Origin of the sequence: Bacillus sp. FSL W7-1582, assembly GCF_038593325.1 — a bacterium.
Lineage (GTDB): Bacteria > Bacillota > Bacilli > Bacillales > Bacillaceae > Bacillus > Bacillus altitudinis.
Window position 1 is genome coordinate 2,672,294 of sequence record NZ_CP151987.1, and the last position, 16,916, is coordinate 2,689,209.

Annotated in this window: 19 protein-coding genes; 8 read left to right on the top strand and 11 right to left on the bottom strand. The window is 41.7% G+C overall.

From position 1 onward, the window contains the following. Positions 1-26: 26 nt before the first annotated feature. Positions 27-668, bottom strand: a complete 642-nt coding sequence (trmB, locus tag NSQ11_RS13720) for a tRNA (guanosine(46)-N7)-methyltransferase TrmB (protein ID WP_025207815.1) — start codon at positions 666-668, stop codon at positions 27-29. A 189-nt stretch (positions 669-857) separates the two neighbouring features. Between trmB and NSQ11_RS13725 the strand changes: the two genes are divergently transcribed. Next, positions 858-1,133, top strand: a complete 276-nt coding sequence (locus tag NSQ11_RS13725) for a YtzH-like family protein (RefSeq protein WP_019743713.1) — start codon at positions 858-860, stop codon at positions 1,131-1,133. Here NSQ11_RS13725 and NSQ11_RS13730 read toward each other — a convergent pair. From NSQ11_RS13730 to thpR, 4 genes are all read right to left on the bottom strand, one after another. After that, the gene (locus tag NSQ11_RS13730) at positions 1,130-1,930 is read right to left on the bottom strand and encodes a phosphotransferase family protein (protein ID WP_026050132.1); all 801 of its coding nucleotides are present in this window, start codon (positions 1,928-1,930) and stop codon (positions 1,130-1,132) included. The two genes, NSQ11_RS13725 and NSQ11_RS13730, sit on opposite strands and share 4 nt — an antisense overlap. Before the next feature lie 284 nt (positions 1,931-2,214). Continuing rightward, positions 2,215-3,144, bottom strand: a complete 930-nt coding sequence (locus NSQ11_RS13735; RefSeq protein WP_017367869.1) for a YegS/Rv2252/BmrU family lipid kinase — start codon at positions 3,142-3,144, stop codon at positions 2,215-2,217. Positions 3,145-3,191: 47 nt separating this feature from the next. Further along, positions 3,192-4,127: a hypothetical protein gene (locus NSQ11_RS13740; RefSeq protein WP_017367870.1), complete on the bottom strand. Its 936-nt coding sequence runs from the start codon at positions 4,125-4,127 to the stop codon at positions 3,192-3,194. Between the two features lie 25 nt (positions 4,128-4,152). Beyond that, entirely contained in the window at positions 4,153-4,704 is a 552-nt protein-coding gene (gene thpR / locus NSQ11_RS13745) for an RNA 2',3'-cyclic phosphodiesterase (RefSeq protein WP_025207818.1), read from the bottom strand. A 90-nt stretch (positions 4,705-4,794) separates the two neighbouring features. Here thpR and cysK point away from each other — a divergent pair, with 90 nt between their 5' ends. Continuing rightward, on the top strand, positions 4,795-5,727 hold the full coding sequence (gene cysK, locus NSQ11_RS13750) for a cysteine synthase A (RefSeq protein ID WP_326115994.1): 933 nt from the start codon (positions 4,795-4,797) through the stop codon (positions 5,725-5,727). A 56-nt stretch (positions 5,728-5,783) separates the two neighbouring features. Here cysK and NSQ11_RS13755 read toward each other — a convergent pair whose 3' ends face one another. Both NSQ11_RS13755 and pepV read right to left on the bottom strand, forming a co-directional pair. Then, on the bottom strand, positions 5,784-6,404 hold the full coding sequence (locus tag NSQ11_RS13755) for a Type 1 glutamine amidotransferase-like domain-containing protein (RefSeq protein WP_048002547.1): 621 nt from the start codon (positions 6,402-6,404) through the stop codon (positions 5,784-5,786). 27 nt (positions 6,405-6,431) lie between these two features. Next, positions 6,432-7,832, bottom strand: a complete 1,401-nt coding sequence (gene pepV / locus NSQ11_RS13760; protein WP_017358328.1) for a dipeptidase PepV — start codon at positions 7,830-7,832, stop codon at positions 6,432-6,434. A 94-nt stretch (positions 7,833-7,926) separates the two neighbouring features. Between pepV and NSQ11_RS13765 the strand changes: the two genes are divergently transcribed. Both NSQ11_RS13765 and NSQ11_RS13770 read left to right on the top strand, forming a co-directional pair. Then, entirely contained in the window at positions 7,927-9,225 is a 1,299-nt protein-coding gene (locus tag NSQ11_RS13765; RefSeq protein ID WP_017358329.1) for an NCS2 family permease, read from the top strand. A 369-nt stretch (positions 9,226-9,594) separates the two neighbouring features. Further along, entirely contained in the window at positions 9,595-9,816 is a 222-nt protein-coding gene (locus NSQ11_RS13770; protein ID WP_008356419.1) for a DeoR family transcriptional regulator, read from the top strand. 121 nt (positions 9,817-9,937) lie between these two features. Here the strand turns inward: NSQ11_RS13770 and NSQ11_RS13775 are convergent, their stop codons facing one another. Both NSQ11_RS13775 and NSQ11_RS13780 read right to left on the bottom strand, forming a co-directional pair. After that, positions 9,938-10,654 (bottom strand): pseudouridine synthase, encoded by a 717-nt coding sequence (locus NSQ11_RS13775; protein WP_017358330.1) that lies wholly within the window; start codon positions 10,652-10,654, stop codon positions 9,938-9,940. Positions 10,655-10,670: 16 nt separating this feature from the next. After that, the gene (locus tag NSQ11_RS13780; RefSeq protein WP_017358331.1) at positions 10,671-12,293 is read right to left on the bottom strand and encodes a polysaccharide biosynthesis protein; all 1,623 of its coding nucleotides are present in this window, start codon (positions 12,291-12,293) and stop codon (positions 10,671-10,673) included. 175 nt (positions 12,294-12,468) lie between these two features. Here NSQ11_RS13780 and NSQ11_RS13785 point away from each other — a divergent pair, with 175 nt between their 5' ends. From NSQ11_RS13785 to NSQ11_RS13800, 4 genes are all read left to right on the top strand, one after another. Continuing rightward, the gene (locus NSQ11_RS13785; RefSeq protein WP_017358332.1) at positions 12,469-13,740 is read left to right on the top strand and encodes an NAD(P)/FAD-dependent oxidoreductase; all 1,272 of its coding nucleotides are present in this window, start codon (positions 12,469-12,471) and stop codon (positions 13,738-13,740) included. Beyond that, positions 13,737-13,934, top strand: coding sequence for a hypothetical protein (locus NSQ11_RS13790; RefSeq protein ID WP_008343027.1), 198 nt, complete (start codon positions 13,737-13,739; stop codon positions 13,932-13,934). The genes NSQ11_RS13785 and NSQ11_RS13790 overlap by 4 nt, the downstream gene beginning before the upstream one ends. Positions 13,935-14,074: 140 nt before the next feature. Next, a complete protein-coding gene (locus tag NSQ11_RS13795) occupies positions 14,075-15,607 on the top strand; it encodes a BCCT family transporter (RefSeq protein WP_017358333.1) in 1,533 nt (510 codons plus the stop codon). Positions 15,608-15,740: 133 nt separating this feature from the next. Next, complete coding sequence (locus NSQ11_RS13800) at positions 15,741-16,265, top strand: CbrC family protein (protein WP_017358334.1); 525 nt, start codon at positions 15,741-15,743, stop codon at positions 16,263-16,265. 31 nt (positions 16,266-16,296) lie between these two features. Here NSQ11_RS13800 and NSQ11_RS13805 read toward each other — a convergent pair whose 3' ends face one another. Further along, positions 16,297-16,479, bottom strand: coding sequence for a sporulation protein Cse60 (locus NSQ11_RS13805; protein ID WP_003217582.1), 183 nt, complete (start codon positions 16,477-16,479; stop codon positions 16,297-16,299). Between the two features lie 101 nt (positions 16,480-16,580). Next, positions 16,581-16,892 carry a rhodanese-like domain-containing protein gene (locus NSQ11_RS13810; protein ID WP_035391078.1) on the bottom strand — a complete coding sequence of 104 codons (312 nt, stop codon included), beginning with the start codon at positions 16,890-16,892 and terminating at the stop codon, positions 16,581-16,583. Positions 16,893-16,916 lie beyond the last annotated feature (24 nt).

The following is a 16,916-nucleotide window of genomic DNA, read 5'->3' on the forward strand; positions in this document are numbered from 1 at the left end:
CGGTTGCAGCCAGCTTTGTTCGCTTGTTATTCAGGGAATTTCACTTCTGATCGATAGATCGGTTGTCCCATGGAAGAGAATTTCTCTTCATATTCTGTCATGACATTTCCTTCGAGGCCATCCTCATGTAAATCAAGGCTCACATACGTTAAAAGGAGTCCGTAAGACGAAAAGCTTTTCAAGGAATATTCAAATAGTCCGCGGTTATCGGTTTTGAAATGTAATTCACCGCCTGGACGGAGGATCTGTTCATATCGCTTTAAAAAGGCTTTAAACGTCAACCTACGTTTTTCATGCCTTGATTTTGGCCACGGATCAGAGAAGTTTAAATACACCCGGTCAATCTCATTTTCCGCAAAGACATCTGTCAGTGTCTCTGCGTTGATGTTCAGAAGCTTTACGTTTTCTACATCTGTTTCTTTGATTTTATCGACTGCCGTCACAATGACACTTTTAAATAATTCAATGCCGATATAGTTTATCTCAGGATGAAGCTTGCCCATTCCGGCAATAAAACTCCCTTTTCCTGTACCGACTTCGATATGGATTGGATGATCATTTCCAAACAGCTCATGCCATTTCCCTTTGTATTGTTCAGGGTTGGCTAAAGCAATATGAGCATTTTCAGCTAAGTAATCATCCGCCCACGGTTTATGTCGCATTCTCAATTTGATACACCTCTATTTTCTTTACATTTTATCAAGATACCATGAAACATAAAGAGCCGCAAGACAGCAACTTATCCGCACATATGAAAAAGACCAGCTGCTATTTGGGCTGGTCTGCTTCATGTATAAAATCAAAGCTGAATGCACAGTTTAACCACATAAATGACACGCCTTGAAAGGAGCATACGTATGGGATTAAACCGCCAACATCAGCTTCAATTAATCAAAGATATTTTAACTGATCACCAGCTGGATTGCTGCGGGACTGTTGCAGAATATGAACAGGTGGGACGCGTGATTCAATTAATGCTGGCAAAAGAAGATTTGGATGCTGACGTTCGTCAGCTACTATCCGATATTTATGATTACAGCCAAAAAGGTACCTCTGTCAGTTCAATTGATGCACATATCGAAGCGCATCAATCGCATCTATCTGACTGGGTCGAGAACATTCCACTGTCTTAATGGATGTTTAACCGTTTTAAGAGTGCATGTAGCTCGGCTTGCACTTCTTTTTGCGCCTTTTCATTTCCTTTTCTTTTATGCCAAACGACAAACGAGACGGTTTCAGCCAGCACATACCATGCCATGCGTTTTCGCAAGTTGTCGGTCAGCGGAGCACCATACATAGAGAGCCAGCTTTCCCAGTTCTCTTCTTCAACATAATGGTATAAGAGCGGTCCAAGATCAATCGCTGGATCTGCAATCATTGCCCCGTCCCAATCAATTAAATAGAGCTGATTTTCATCTGTCAGCAGCCAATTATTATGGTTGAGGTCACAATGGCATACGACCTTATCCTCGAAATGAACTGCGTCCACATGTTTCTCTAAATACTGGATGGCGCGCGTGATATCATGTGAGTCAATCTGCTCTTTTAAGATCGATGCCTTGAGATGCATCAAGATCGATGCCGGGTCAAGCGAGTGCTTTTCTAATCGTTTCAGCATATCGAGCAGCTCTTTTGATGTATGAATTTTTCTTAGCTGCTCCGCTACAGGACGGTCATTCATGTCCTTTGGCTTCAGCTCTCTGCCGCTCAGCCAGTGCTGCGCAGTAATGACATCCCCATTTTCCATCCGTTTTGTCCAGACAAGCTTCGGCACAATGCCTTCAGCTGACAAAACCGCAAGAAACGGTGACGTATTGCGTTTTAAAAATAGCTTTTGGTCATTGTGTGTTGCGAAGTACGCATCTCCCGTAGCGCCTCCAGCAGGAGAGATGTGCCATTCGCTACCTAATATTTGTCCCAACCAGTTCATATCAATTTTCAACCCATCATTTCTTAAAATATTTTAAATCATGCTTTTTTAGTCGACAAAATTCAGCCGATTGAGATCAATTGGCTGTTTATTTTTTATTTATATGATCATAAAAACAAAAAGGACAGCTATTGAGAATGAGATGCTAAACAATAGCCGTCCTATAGATTTTATCGCTACCTTCTTATACTCGTCAAGCAAAACTAGAAAATCAGGACAAGAACCTTATGAAAAAGGAAGTCTTTTTTCATGTTTCTTTTGCTCGTGCGCACACTGGCTGCTTCTTAGCCACGTAATTTTAACGATCGCTCACTAGCCTTAACAAACACTGGAGTGGCGCCAATCACTTCTCCATCGGCGTGAAATAAAATTTTTTCATCTGCCTCCAAGTAGGCTTCTTCATGCTGAAAAAGGGTGACTCCTTCCATTACAAGGTGCTTTTTAAAAACCATTGCACTTAAAAATAAGAGAACTTTCAATGGATTCAAATCCGTGACAACGAGCGTTTGAAATCCTGATTGCCTCGCACTCGCTTCCGGCGCTGCTTCCAGCCCGCCCCCATAGTAAGGGTGATTACATACGATCACAAACCACACTTGGCGAAAAACTTTTCTCTCATTTTCAATAAAAAGAGCAAGGTCAAACGGTTTGAATGACCATAACGAATGTAGAAAAGACAGCGGGTAGATGATAAACCCGAGTTTGAGTCGGTTGAGCCACTTTTTCCCTCTAAAATGTACCGTTCTCTTCAAGACATGCGCATCAAACCCAACACCAATATGATTGAGAAAAAGAACAGATTGCGGACTTTCTGCATGATCTTGAAAGGAACCGAGAGAAAATGTTTTCGTCAGCATCCTCTTTTGTTTTCTCACTTCTTTGATCACATCATGACGCTGGATGCCCAGCCCCTTCGCAGCATCATTCCAATGACCTGCTGGGACAAAGCTTAGCTGCACATGATCAATTTCTTTTAAACCATTCAGTACTTCATGAAATGTGCCGTCACCGCCAATGACGATCAGCCGTTTCAATCTGTCGTCTTGCATAGCGCTAATCTGTCTCGCCAAAACTTCGGCATGTCCTTCATGCTGGGTAAGAAACGATCTGTAGGAGATCTCTACCTTTTGTAATTCTTTCTCTATGCTTCTCCAAGTGCGGAGTCCTTTTCCTTGTCCTGCTGCTGGATTGACGATAAAGTACCATTCATTCATATATTAGCTCCACTCAGGTCTCATTTTTTGGTGACCTTGATATGCCTTTAATCGAGCCATTCCTGCCTTCTTTTGCTGTCTGATTCACCATAAGCAAGCAATGCCTTTGTCGCTTTGAATTGCTGGTGCTTTGTCGGCGCGGTGTTTTTCCGTTGCTTGTCAAACCAATCCTCCGCTTTCTTCTTATCGACAACCTCCATCCCGAATGGAACTTCGGGCAAATCAATATACGAGGTGCGGCTGATGAGGATTTTTTTCACAGGAAGTTCTACACCACTTTGCTGTAAAATTTTTGACACAACAGTTCCAGAGCGCAGAAGGCTTGCACAAGGGTTTAAAACGGATTGAACAGCTTTTCCCGTCGCCCGCTTTTCCCAAAAACGTTCCTTCGATCCAATATATACGCTGTCTGGCTCTGCTTCTAAGAAAGATAAACAGATGACTTCAAGCGGCGTAATGAGCACTGGACACAATTCCATCTCAGCTTTTTGAATGAGCAGCACCGGCTTGTACATCACAAAATAAGAATCTGGCAGCTGCCTTGCAAGCATCCGCAGCTTTTCATCATATCGAATGTGATGGGAGACAGTTGAAATATGAGAGATCGTCGAGCTGGCCCATTTTAATTGAACATCGTAAAGATGATCCTTAAAAAAGTGAATCAGCTTCGTTTCATCGGTAGGAACGTTTGTAAAGACACCTTGTTCTATATCTGTTGGCTCGTTAAAAAGACTCAGGTCCCGTTCCTTTTTCATATCGGCTTCTTTTTGCTTTCTTTTTAAGGAGAATTTCTTTCTCTTTTCTTCCTCTTGTTCAGGTGCTTGCTCGGTGGCTTGGTCAGCCTGCTTTTGCACCTGCTCTTTGGAAGCCTTTTTTAACTCGTCCCATCTTTGTTTTTTCAACCGAATAAACTGATTGATGTAATGATGCGGGTCTTGTTCATATCGTGATATATAATCTTGGATTTTAATAATTTGCGCCATCTGCTGCTCACTCCAACCTCTAGAATCATTTATGTAATGTAAATTGTTTGATCGCGTGATAACGTGGGGTTTCTTTTAGACGAATTTCAAATAAAGCGATACTAGAAACCTCCATCGAATATGGTTCTTTCCGTAAGGGCGCTTGTTCTATATAGGACTGTTCTCTATTCCATTTGCGCGCAATCGTCATGTGTGGATGAAAGGGTCTCTTTTCGACAGGATGACCTGCTGTCAAAACGGTTGCTTTCACCTTTTCTCTTAGATCCATCAAAGGCTTACTTTCACTAGGCTTTGCAAAAAAGACTCTCGGGCGCTCCTTTTGACCAAATATTCCTACTTCATTCAGCTTGAGCGGGAAAGCAGACACCTCATGAGACAGCTGTGCAAGTAGCTCAGAAATCTTATTTAAACGGTCCTCTGGAATCGCACCTAAAAACACAAGGGTGACATGATAATCAATGGGTGCTGTCCATTTTTGAAAGGACAGTTCGCTCCTCTTGTCTATATCCGCTTTCATTTGATACGCGAGTTGTTCAGGGATTGGAATCCCGATAAAATAATGACGGCTTTCGGCCATATTTTCACCTGTCCTTTTTAACAAACTTTACGAATCCCCATTGATGATAGTATAACTAAAGTAATGCGGAATGAGAAGAAAGGGTGTCACATGATGAAGGTTGCACAAAATATAGCTGAATTAATAGGTCATACACCACTTGTAAAATTACAGCGCCTTCAGCCAGAACATGGCGCTGCTGTTTATTTAAAACTGGAATCATTTAATCCTAGCGGAAGTGTAAAAGATCGGGCTGCTTACAATATGATCCTTGAGGCAGAAAAACAAGGAAAGCTCACAAAAGGGGCAACGATTATTGAACCAACGAGCGGGAATACAGGAATTGGCTTAGCGATGAACGCTGCAGCAAGAGGATACAAAGCCATTCTGATCATGCCTGATACAATGACCCAAGAAAGAATCAATATTTTAAAGGCATACGGCGCACAGGTCGTTTTAACCCCGGGGGAGGAAAAAATGCCAGGCTGTATTCGCAAGGGAGAAGAATTAGCTGCTCAAATTCCTAATAGCTTTATTCCCATGCAATTTGACAATGGTGCGAACCCTGATGCTCATAGAGGGACAACGGCTGTAGAAATTATGGATGCAGTGCAACAGATTGGACAGCCGCTTGCCGCTTTTGTCGCCACTGCTGGAACGGGCGGAACCATTACAGGCACTGGAGAGGAACTCAAGAAAGCATTCCCGGAATTGACGATACGTGTGGCAGAGCCAAAGGGGTCTCCTGTTTTATCAGGCGGGAAACCTGGCAAACATAAGCTTGTTGGCACAAGTCCAGGATTTATCCCACAAATTTTAAACGAACAGGTGTATGATGAGATTGTGCAAGTGAGTGATGAAGATGCTTACGACATCACACGAAAGCTCGCCCGTCTTGAAGGTATTTTAGTCGGTCCATCATCTGGCGCGGCATGCTATGCAGCGATTGAAGCAGCCAAGCAAATGCCAAAGGATCACATTGTCATTTGTATGACAGCAGACACGGGTGAACGTTATTTATCAAGTGATGTGTTTCAAGATTAAAAAAGGAACAGGGCGTATGCTCCTGTTCCTTTTTCTTCGTTTCATATGAACAACTCCTACAAGACCATCTTGACCTCAGTCTGTTCGCCTGTCACAAGTAAAACTTGTTCATCAGTGAGCGGGCATAAAGAGAGCGTATTTTGATCTTTCTCTATGATGTGCTGCGCGGCTTCACCTAAATAAGGATTGTTTATATGCGGTACCGGATAGCTGCTGATCTCATTGAATCCTTCAAAGGAAGATAATTCTAGCGCTTTCTCCTGATCATCCATCAGTGAGATGTATTCAATGCTTGGCGCCATGATAATACTCCCCGCAGATTCTCCGATATACAGCTTGCCTTTGCCGATCTCTTCTTTCAATACACGATCGAGCCCGGGCTTTCTTAATTCTTGCAGCAAATAAAAGGTATTGCCGCCAGATACATACATGACATCATTCTTCCTAATGATCTGTGTGATCTCCTGAACCGTTTGCCCGGTCAGCTGAACAGTCTCTACACGCATTTCTAATTGATGAAAGGCTTCTTTTGCTGCATCGACATAGTGCGTGACTTCTTCCACTTCACTGGCTACCGGAATGAATGTCACACTTTTTCCTTTTAAGGTGTCGCCTGCAAAGTCAGACAAGAGAGAATAGCTGTCTTTGAATGAAGAGCATAAGAACATTTTTTTCACGGTGAATCCCCTCTTCTCTTTCCTTTTTTATTTCGCCAATTCATACATGGCTTGTGCATATAGCGCAGTTGCTCGTAGTAAATCATCGATTTCGATATATTCATCCTTTTGGTGTGCGCAATCAGGTCTTCCAGGGAATAGAGGGCCAAAGGCAACGCCTGCTTCTAATGACCTTGCATACGTTCCTCCCCCAATCGCAATAAGATGAGCAGGATCTCCTGTTTGTTCTTCGTAGACACGCTGTAATGTTTTCACAAGTGGATGGTCTTTTGAGACGTGATGAGGAGGACTGTTATCAAATTTCTCAATCGTTGCCCCTTTTATTCGTTCAATCCCTTTTTTGACTTCCTCACCGTCCGCGGTTACGGGATAGCGGACATTCAGTCCAAGCTTCGCTTCTTCGTTTTGCGAATAGCGGATTGTGCCAACATTCAAGGTCAAGTCACCACTAATATCATCTTTACAAGCGATGCCGAGTTTTTGTCCTCTTGTGTCTTGATCAAATAAGGCATTAATTTGTGATGTAAAAGCGAGCCCTCTTTCATCTAATTCATGCGCACATAAGAAATTCGCCATATGAATGCCCGCATTTGTGCCATTCGCCGGCTCCATTGCATGAACTGATACACCTTTTAATGTGAATGTCAGTCCATCTGCTGTATGGTTTGTCTCACCGGTTAACTGATTTTCCGCAAGATAGGCTGCAAAAGCCGTTTTTAAGGCTTCAGCATCGTGATCGTTTGCTGCTGCCACAATCGCGCGAGCCTCATCTGGGACCATATTGAGACGCATGCCTGATGTGAATTGCTTGAGGATGTAACGCTTGTTTTCTTCTGATTGTTCGTATGTAAAGGATACGATGGCATCTATGATCCCTTTTTCAGCATGAATAATTGGAAAATCAGCATCTGGTGCAAAGCCAATTTGCGGCATCGCCTCATGCTTGAAATAGTGATCGACGCAGCGCCAATCGCTTTCTTCATCTGTGCCAATGATGATTCGAATCTTTTTCGACAGCGGCAGACCGGCATCTTTTAACATTTTCAATGCGTAAAACGCCGCCATGGTCGGCCCTTTATCATCAATGGCTCCTCTTGCAAAGATTTTATTTTCTCTTATGTCCGCTGAAAATGGCGGGGTTGTCCAGTCGTCTCCCGCAGGCACGACATCCACATGGCATAGCACACCGACGATATCTTCGCCTTCTCCATATTCAATATGACCAGCATAACCATCAACATTTTTCACTTTGAAGCCCTCGTCCTGCCCTTTTTTGAGCATATACTGAAGAGCCTCATCCACTTTTTCACCGAACGGTTTTCCTGCTGTGCCGCCTTCTTCATCCAAGACACTTTCAATTTGTAAAAAAGATTGTGTATCCTGAATCAAATTGTCTTTTTTTCGTATGACTTCTGCTTCCCAATTCATTTTTCCATTCCTCCTTGAAAAAAGGTTGCAATCCACCCTTAAAACGAATATTATATTAAGTGTTTTGTAATAATGTTCGTAAATGGAGGATTTTATGTTTCAGTTAAAAGAGAACCAAACCAACATAAAGAAAGAATTACTCGCTGGTATGACGACATTCTTTACGATGGTATATATTGTAGCCGTCAATCCAGGAATCCTTTCAGATGCAGGCATTCCTTTTGACCAAGTTTTTACTGCAACCATTATCGCTGCTGTTGTCGGTACCCTTTGGATGGCACTCTTTGCAAACTATCCGATTGCCATTGCACCAGGTATGGGGCTGAATGTCTATTTCACCGTCACTGTTGTCGGTGGTGGGGGTCTCAGCTATCAAACAGCATTTAGTGCGGTATTTGTTGCTGGAATACTCTTTATCATTTTATCGTTAACATCCCTTAGAAAACAACTCATTGAGGCGATTCCAGATAATTTAAAGTACGGGATTACAGCAGGTATCGGATTATTTATTGCATTCATTGGGCTAAGACAGTCTGGAATCATCACTGCTGATCCACAAAATCTTGTGAAGCTTGGCAATTTAAGCTCACCTGTTGTCATTTTGACACTCGTTGGTTTAATGATTTCTGTCATATTAATGGTTCTTCAAGTGAATGGAGCGCTGTTTATCGGCATGTTAGCAACCACGTTAATTGCACTTGCAACAGGCCAGCTTCATTTTCCTAAAGTGCTAGTGGATACCCCAGCACTGCCTGAAGGAATGCTGATTACAAATCCATTCGCTGCGTTTGGCGATGTATTTTCCCATCACTTGTATGCTGTTGTCTTCTCCTTTTTACTTGTGACGATTTTTGATACAACAGGAACAATGATCGGGGTTGCGGAACAAGCAGGTTTAATGAAAAATGGTCAGCTCCCAAAAGTACGCAGAGCCTTACTTGCTGACTCTGCTGCGACGACAATTGGCTCAATGTTTGGAACAAGCCCAACCACAGCTTACATTGAATCTTCATCAGGAGTGGCTGCTGGCGGAAGAACTGGACTGACCTCTTTAACCGTTGCTGCATTGTTTATTGTGGCTTTGTTTTTTGGTCCGCTCGTTCAAGCCATTTCGTCTTTGCCGTCCATCACTTCACCTGTCTTAATCATTGTCGGCTGTTTGATGATGAATTCAGTGTCACGTATTCGCTGGAATGAGCTTGACGAAGCATTTCCTGCTTTTCTTGTGATTCTTTCCATGCCGCTGACATCTAGCATCTCTACAGGAATTTCACTAGGATTTATTTCATATCCACTTGTGAAGCTGGCAAAAGGAAAATGGAAAGAAGTGCATATTCTTGTGCTCATTTTTGCCGTCTTATTTTTCGTGCAGCTCTTTTTCTTAGAAGGATAACCAAAATAAAAAGACACATTTCTCATTTGAATGTGTCTTTTTTGTATGAATGATTTTTTATTTTGTAAATTTTCTGTGTTTATTTTTTGATCTTTCTTAAGTGGCAATTTTCTTTATACGCCTTGTGTTTATTGGATTGTAACCGGATTCAAATCATGATATATACCATAATTTCATTCATGAAGACAAGTTTAAAAACACGTAAAGTTGACTTTTTGGTGGAACTAGATGCATAATAACGTGTATAATAGAATAAATCATTAAGAAACACGAACATTTACCATTGTTGCATGTCCTTATGTCGCAGTTTTAGTGTAGTAAGTTGTGGTTAGTCAAGTCCATCCGATCTTATTGATAGGGAGTGGTTTTTTGAAACCTTCAACAAACCGTATGATGACTCGAATAAAATCAGTTTATATGTTCATTCAAGAGAAAGGTCTTGTGACGACACAAGAGCTGGTTGATGAATTCGGGATCACACCTAGAACCATCCAAAGAGACTTAAACGTGCTTGCCTATAACGATCTTGTTCATAGTCCAAGCAGAGGCAAATGGGAAACAACGAGAAAAAAAGTAAAAATATCATCATAAGCGAATAATGAACTTCCATATAACAAAAAGAACCGGCGGTCGCCGGTTCTTTTCATTTTGTTGACAAAGGGCTAAAATGAACTTGATTTTAGCCCTTTATCTTCTTTTCATTTGCTCTATATTAATCACGATTGATTAAACTGTCTAACTCTTCCTCCGTCAATTCACGGTATTCTCCGGGGGCCAAATCTTCGTCTAATGAAACAGCCCCCATCGAGAGCCGTTTTAAAAAGATCACTTCATTGCCCACTGCTTGTGCCATCAGCTTCACTTGATGGTACTTCCCTTCAGTAATCGTTAAACGGATTCGTGTATCTGCCTCTTGGTTGGCATCTACTTCAACCTTCGCCGGCTTCGTTCGGTAGTCGTCTAAAATCACAATTCCCTCTTCAAGACGAGTGATGTCTTGATCTCCAAGCGGGTATTTTAGATGAACTTCATACGTTTTCGGGACATGCTTTTTCGGAGATAACAATTGATGAGCAAGCTGGCCGTCATTTGTAAGGAGGAGGAGACCGACTGTATCCTTATCCAGTCTCCCCACAGGGAATGGCTCCCTTGCAATATCCTCTGGCTCTAGTAAATCAACAACCGTCTCATCTCGCAGATCCTCCGTTGCTGAAATGACACCGTCTGGCTTGTTCATCATGAGATAAATGAATTCTTTATACTCTACACGCTCTCCATGCACGAGCACTTCATCATTTGTTGGATCGACATGATCTTTCACCTGCTTCGCCACTTCTCCATTCACTGTGACAGCCCGGGCCTTGACCAGCTTCTTTACATCTTTCCTTGAACCAAAGCCGGTATTGGCCAGCAATTTATCAAGCCTCATGCTTCTCCACCTCTTCTTAACTCTTTTTTCTTAAAAATGATGGCATCCGGCTGCCAAGTACACGCTCTAACAATCCAACTTTATAAGATAAGAACATATACACACCGCCGCCTGTAATCATTGAAATCAAAATAACAATACCAGCTTGTATGATTCCGCCTTCATATGAAATGACTTGACTCACAAGCTGACATGTCACATAAGCCACTACAGCCATGATTGCCGTTAAAATACCAATTAAAATAAACCGTTTGAAAATCCTGCGGAACGAATAGCCTGCATGGCGCTTGATCATGATGAACATATACAAAATCGAGGCACTGTAGCCTAATGCCGTTGCAAGCACAGAACCGTTTCCTTGCAGCCAGCTAATCAGCGGGATATTGAGAACCGTTTTAATGATAATCCCTAACAAAAGACTGACGATCGCAAATTTTTGTTTGTTAATCCCTTGTAAAATCGCTGCGTTAATGGTGAATAAAGAAAACAGTAACGCAACAGGTGCATACCAAAACAAAATAGAAGTCCCAATCTCAGGATGCACAGACGGATAGAAAAACCAATAAACTGGTCCAGCCAATGCTGAAATGCCAAATGAAGCAGGCAGAACGAAGAATAAAATGACCTGCATCGTTTGATCAATTTGCCGATTCAGCAGCTTGTAATTTCGCGCTGTAAAGGATTCCGTTATGGTAGGAATCAATGTTAAACCAAATGCAGTTGCAAGTGACACAGGAATCATGACAAGCTTCGGTAAATATAACGTCACAATAGACAGAACCGCTGTACTAATATCCTGATGTCCTGATGCAATCATCGCTCTGTTAATTGTATTTGTATCAATATAAGAATAAATCGGAATGGCAAGCCCAACAAACACATAGGGTGCTGCATAACTGAACAGCTCTGTAAACATTTGCTTATAAGATAATCCAGAATAGTCCCCTGTATTCGGCTGCATTGCCAAAAGCCGATCTTTCCGTTTCAGCCAATATAAATAAAGCGTAAATAGACCGCCAAACGCACCAATGAGTGCGGCAAATGTGGCATAACCAACCGCAATAACAAGACCGCCGTCAAGCACTTTTAAAATGATAAACGTCGCTGTTAATAGGAAGATGATTCTGACAAGTTGTTCGATGACTTGGGAAACAGCTGTCGGGCCCATCATCGAGTGGCCTTGGAAAAACCCTCGCACAAGACTCATAATGGGTACAACTAATAGACCCAAACTGACCATCCGAATCACATAAACCACTTGATCAACCGTCAAACCGCCCGTTTCATTCGATCCTCCAAGCTGAATCTTGGCAAAGATCGGTGCGGTCAAATATAAAATAGAAAAGGCGATAATACCGGTGACAAGCATGACCGACATACCCGCCCTGAACATTTTTCTTGTTGTCTCATAATCGCCGATTGCATTATATTTAGAGACGAATTTCGATACCGCTGTTGGAAAACCGAGCGTAGCAATACTTAAAAAGATCGTATACTGATTGTATCCATATTGGAATAGCGCACCACCAGTCGCTCCGACCATTGCGCTAAATGGAATTAAGTAAATCATACCAAGAATACGAGAGAGATAAGTCCCTATCGTTAAAACCAACGTACCACGAAGCAGTTTATTAGACATGCGCTTAACCACCATTTTTCTAATGAATATTCAACTTAACTATTTTAACACATCATTTCATCGCACAGGTAACAAATCCAATACAGAAGTCACAAAACCAATCAATTCATATTTCAGCCTTCCCCAATCTTCGTTATAATAGAGAAATGACTGAAAGTAGAAAGAGGAATGTAACATGAAACATTATGATGTCATTGTCATTGGCGGTGGACCTTCTGGACTGATGGCCGCGATTGCATCGGCAGAACACGGTGCATCGGTTCTGTTAATTGACAAAGGAAACAAACTTGGCAGAAAGCTCGCCATTTCTGGCGGTGGACGCTGCAATGTGACCAATCGCCTTCCAGTAGAAGAAATCATCAAGCATATTCCCGGAAACGGCCGTTTTCTATATAGTGCATTTTCTGAGTTCAATAACGAGGATATTATTTCGTTCTTTGAAAATCTAGGTATTGAACTAAAAGAAGAAGACCATGGACGTATGTTCCCTGTCTCAAACAAAGCACAATCTGTTGTGGATGCCCTATTGGATAGGCTCCGCGCGCTCAATGTGACCATTCGAACGAATGAAAAGATTAAAACCGTTCTGTATCAAGACGGACAAGCAGCTGGAATTGTTACAAATAATGATGAAAAAATTTCAAGTCATGCCGTTGTCATTGCTGTTGGCGGGAAAAGTGTGCCGCATACAGGCTCTACTGGCGATGGCTATGCATGGGCAGAAGCCGCTGGTCATACCATTACAGAGCTCTTCCCAACCGAAGTACCCGTCACGTCAGACGAGCGTTTTATTAAGGACAAAGTGCTTCAAGGTCTTTCATTAAGAAGTGTGGCCGTGAGTGTTTTAAATAAAAAAGGAAAACCCGTCGTCACTCATGTCATGGATATGATCTTTACACACTTTGGCTTATCAGGTCCTGCCGTTCTGAGATGCAGCGGATTTGTTGTGAAGGAACTGAAAAAGCAACAGGCCGTCCGTCTTCAAATTGACTTATACCCAAAGCTCAATGACGAGGAGCTTTTCCAAAAACTTCATCGCGATCTAAAAGATGAACCAAAAAAAGCCATTAAAAATGTCCTGAAATCTTGGATGCAAGAGCGCTATTTATTGTTCCTTTTAGAACGAAATGGCATTGATCCACAGGAGACATTTTCTGGTCTCGCTAAAGATAAACTGCGCGCTTTTGCTCATGATTGTAAACATTTCATCGTCCATGCAAATGGGACGCTTTCTTTAGATAAAGCCTTTGTTACAGGTGGCGGCGTTTCTGTCAAAGAAATTGAACCGAAGAAAATGGCATCCAAAAAAATGGCCGGTCTTTATTTCTGCGGAGAAATTTTAGATATTCACGGTTACACAGGCGGTTACAATATTACGTCAGCACTTGTGACAGGCAGGTTAGCTGGCATGAATGCCGCACTAGAAGTAAAGGAGAGATTTCAATGATTAGACGCGCACTTCCGATTGTCCTTGCAGTTGTCATTAGTTTGACAGCCGCTTTCTTTATGAAGCTGTCCATTACCCCGTTAAAAATCGCCATTATTTTAGCGTTTACGATTTTCGCAGTTTGTTTAAAAGAATATGTCTACCGTCTGCGCAAACGAATTGAAGAAAAGTCATCTTCACATATCGATGGTTGATAAATGGAAGCAAAACATGTTACGGTAAAATAGAGGTCGAGTGAGAAACTCGCCTCTTTTTGTTTGAAAATAGTTGAGACAGGGGATATTAAACAAAATCCTCTGCTTAAACGTGTAGAACAACAGGAGAGTGAGATGGTGTGAAAAACGTATCAAGTGTATTTTGGATTGTGATTGCAATCACATTTATTGCCGTTCTATGGGGAGCCTTTTCTCCAGAATCACTGCAAAATGTGACAGATCAAATTCAAACATACATTACAAATGACTTTGGCTGGTATTATTTATTAGTCGTATCGCTTCTAGTCGGCTTTTGTCTATTCTTTATCTTTAGCCCTATCGGAAAAATTACGTTAGGAAAGCCAGGTGAAGAGCCTGAATTTGGTCTTTTTTCTTGGTTTGCGATGCTATTTAGTGCTGGAATGGGTATTGGGCTTGTTTTTTACGGAGCAGCTGAACCGATCAGTCATTATGCGATTCAATCACCAACGGGTGACACTGAAACTGCACAAGCCTTCCGTGATTCCCTTCGTTATACCTTTTTCCACTGGGGACTTCATGCATGGGCGATCTATGCCATTGTTGCGCTTTGCATTGCATACTTTAAATTTAGAAAAGATGCGCCTGGCTTAATCAGTGCAACACTGCAGCCAGTTTTAGGAGATAAAACGCACGGATGGATCGGAAAAACCATCGATTGTATTGCTGTGTTTGCGACAGTTGTTGGTGTTGCAACGAGCTTAGGATTAGGCGCAGCACAAATCAATGGTGGATTGGATTATCTATTTAACATTCCAAATGCCTTTAGCACACAATTGATTATTATCATCATTGTGACGGTGCTCTTCCTTGCATCTGCTCTTAGCGGTATTGGTAAAGGGATTAAATATTTAAGTAATATCAACATGGTATTAGCAGCTGTTCTGATGTTTTTCTTACTTTTGGTAGGTCCAACAGTTTATATTTTAAATTCATTTACTGACTCTATTGGACAATACTTATCCAACATCGTTCAAATGAGCTTTCGCTTATCTCCAAATGACCCTGAAAAGAGAGAATGGATTAACGGATGGACGATCTTTTATTGGGCATGGTGGATCTCTTGGGCACCATTTGTCGGGATCTTTATTGCACGTGTATCACGTGGACGAACCATTCGAGAGTTTTTAGTTGGTGTGTTAGTTGCTCCATCTATCCTTGTATTTCTTTGGTTCTCTATTTTCGGTGTTTCTGCGATGGACTTACAGCAAAAGAATATTGTCGATGTTGCAGGCCTTTCTACGGAAACCATGCTATTTGGAGTACTAAATGAATATCCGCTGGCAATGATCACATCGATTCTAGCTCTTATTTTAATTGCGGTATTCTTTATCACATCAGCAGACTCAGCTACATTCGTTCTCGGAATGCAGACAACCTATGGATCATTAAATCCAGCGAATAGTGTAAAGATCAGCTGGGGTATTATCCAGTCAGCAGTTGCGGCAGTGCTCTTATTTTCAGGCGGTCTTGAAGCCTTACAAAACACAGCCAAACTTGCTGCTTTACCGTTCTCTGTTGTCATCATTTTAATGATTGTATCTCTGTACAAATCATTAAATGAAGAACGAAGAGCGATTAAACAAGCAAATAAGTACAATAAACCAAGAAGTCCAAGAGTAAAAAAAGCATAATCATCACAAGAGAAAAGTCGTTCCTCATCCGAACGGCTTTTTTTCTCGTTGAAATAATTGAAGATTGTCATGACATCGCGTATTCCGATAAAATAGTGTTGAATCATCACTTTTCTACATAATGGAGGTTTATATGACGTTACCTACGTTCAAGTACAACCCAGACCCAGTTTCATTACATGTAATTAAAAAAGAGCAGACGATATGCCCCGTTTGTGAGAAAGAACGAGATTATGTATATCATGGTCCTTTTTATTCTGTTGAAGACGTTTCTGGCATTTGTCCTTGGTGCATTAAAGATGGATCAGCTGCTCAAACATATAATGGAATGTTTCAAGACGATGTGAGTTGTGATGACGTTGATCATGAAGAATATATAGATGAACTGATCTACAGAACGCCGGGTTACCGCGGATGGCAGCAGGAATATTGGTTAAGCCATTGCGGGGATTTTTGCGCGATTGTGCAGTATGTTGGATGGAAAGAAATTGAACATTTAGAGGAAGAACTCTCAGAGGATATTGAAGAGATTTGCAGTGGTGGACATTTCACAAAAGAGAACCTGAAACAATGGCTCGTGAACGGAGGAGACTTGCAAGGCTATCTCTTTCAATGCGTTCACTGCAAAAAGCATCGTTTACATATTGACGCTAGTTGATCATGGCAAAAGGACCTTTCAGCAGGTCCTTTTATTTTTTATATAAAATGAGCGCTGAAAAACAGTAGAGCTGCTCTCCTCCTTGCTCACAGATCACCGCCACATTGTATTTGATGTCAATAATTTGGTCGTCGTCCATTCCTTTTAAAAAAAGATTGATTTCGCTTTGCAAATCTTTCTCGTGTTCTTCATCAAATACAGCTACCTTCAGCACATATGCCACTCTCCCTTCTCTTGCTACTCTATTTTTATGCAAATAGAGACGGACATATGAACAAAAAAAGCCTTCCATCTTGTCGATGAAAGGACTTCTTTTTACAGCTTCGGTTTTGTTTCTCCTGTCCATGCAAGCATGCCGCCAACGACATTGGTTGCTTGATACCCTTGGTCTTCTAAGAAATAGCAGACATTCTCACTGCGTTTACCAGAACGGCAAATAATATAATACTCTTGCGACTTATCAAACGCATCCAGCTTCTCAGGAATATCCCCCATTCGAATATGGACAGCCTCTGGAATCATGCCTTCTGCTACCTCTTCATCCTCACGCACATCGACGAGTTGAATGACTTCTTCTTGCTCTAGCTTTTGCTTTAATTCTTCTATTGAAATTTCTTTTACTGACACGACTCTCATCTCTCCTTTTAATCA

Bases quoted from the DNA above. Each gene is read 5' to 3' on its own strand.
- NSQ11_RS13765 (WP_017358329.1), top strand. From the start codon at position 7,927: ATGTTTCAGTTAAAAGAGAACCAAACCAACATAAAGAAAGAATTACTC.
- pepV (WP_017358328.1), bottom strand. From the start codon at position 7,832: ATGAATTGGGAAGCAGAAGTCATACGAAAAAAAGACAATTTGATTCAG.
- cysK (WP_326115994.1), top strand. From the start codon at position 4,795: ATGATGAAGGTTGCACAAAATATAGCTGAATTAATAGGTCATACACCA.
- NSQ11_RS13780 (WP_017358331.1), bottom strand. From the start codon at position 12,293: ATGTCTAATAAACTGCTTCGTGGTACGTTGGTTTTAACGATAGGGACT.
- NSQ11_RS13785 (WP_017358332.1), top strand. From the start codon at position 12,469: ATGAAACATTATGATGTCATTGTCATTGGCGGTGGACCTTCTGGACTG.
- NSQ11_RS13775 (WP_017358330.1), bottom strand. From the start codon at position 10,654: ATGAGGCTTGATAAATTGCTGGCCAATACCGGCTTTGGTTCAAGGAAA.
- NSQ11_RS13725 (WP_019743713.1), top strand. From the start codon at position 858: ATGGGATTAAACCGCCAACATCAGCTTCAATTAATCAAAGATATTTTA.
- NSQ11_RS13735 (WP_017367869.1), bottom strand. From the start codon at position 3,144: ATGAATGAATGGTACTTTATCGTCAATCCAGCAGCAGGACAAGGAAAA.
- NSQ11_RS13790 (WP_008343027.1), top strand. From the start codon at position 13,737: ATGATTAGACGCGCACTTCCGATTGTCCTTGCAGTTGTCATTAGTTTG.
- thpR (WP_025207818.1), bottom strand. From the start codon at position 4,704: ATGGCCGAAAGCCGTCATTATTTTATCGGGATTCCAATCCCTGAACAA.
- NSQ11_RS13730 (WP_026050132.1), bottom strand. From the start codon at position 1,930: ATGAACTGGTTGGGACAAATATTAGGTAGCGAATGGCACATCTCTCCT.
- NSQ11_RS13800 (WP_017358334.1), top strand. From the start codon at position 15,741: ATGACGTTACCTACGTTCAAGTACAACCCAGACCCAGTTTCATTACAT.
- NSQ11_RS13740 (WP_017367870.1), bottom strand. From the start codon at position 4,127: ATGGCGCAAATTATTAAAATCCAAGATTATATATCACGATATGAACAA.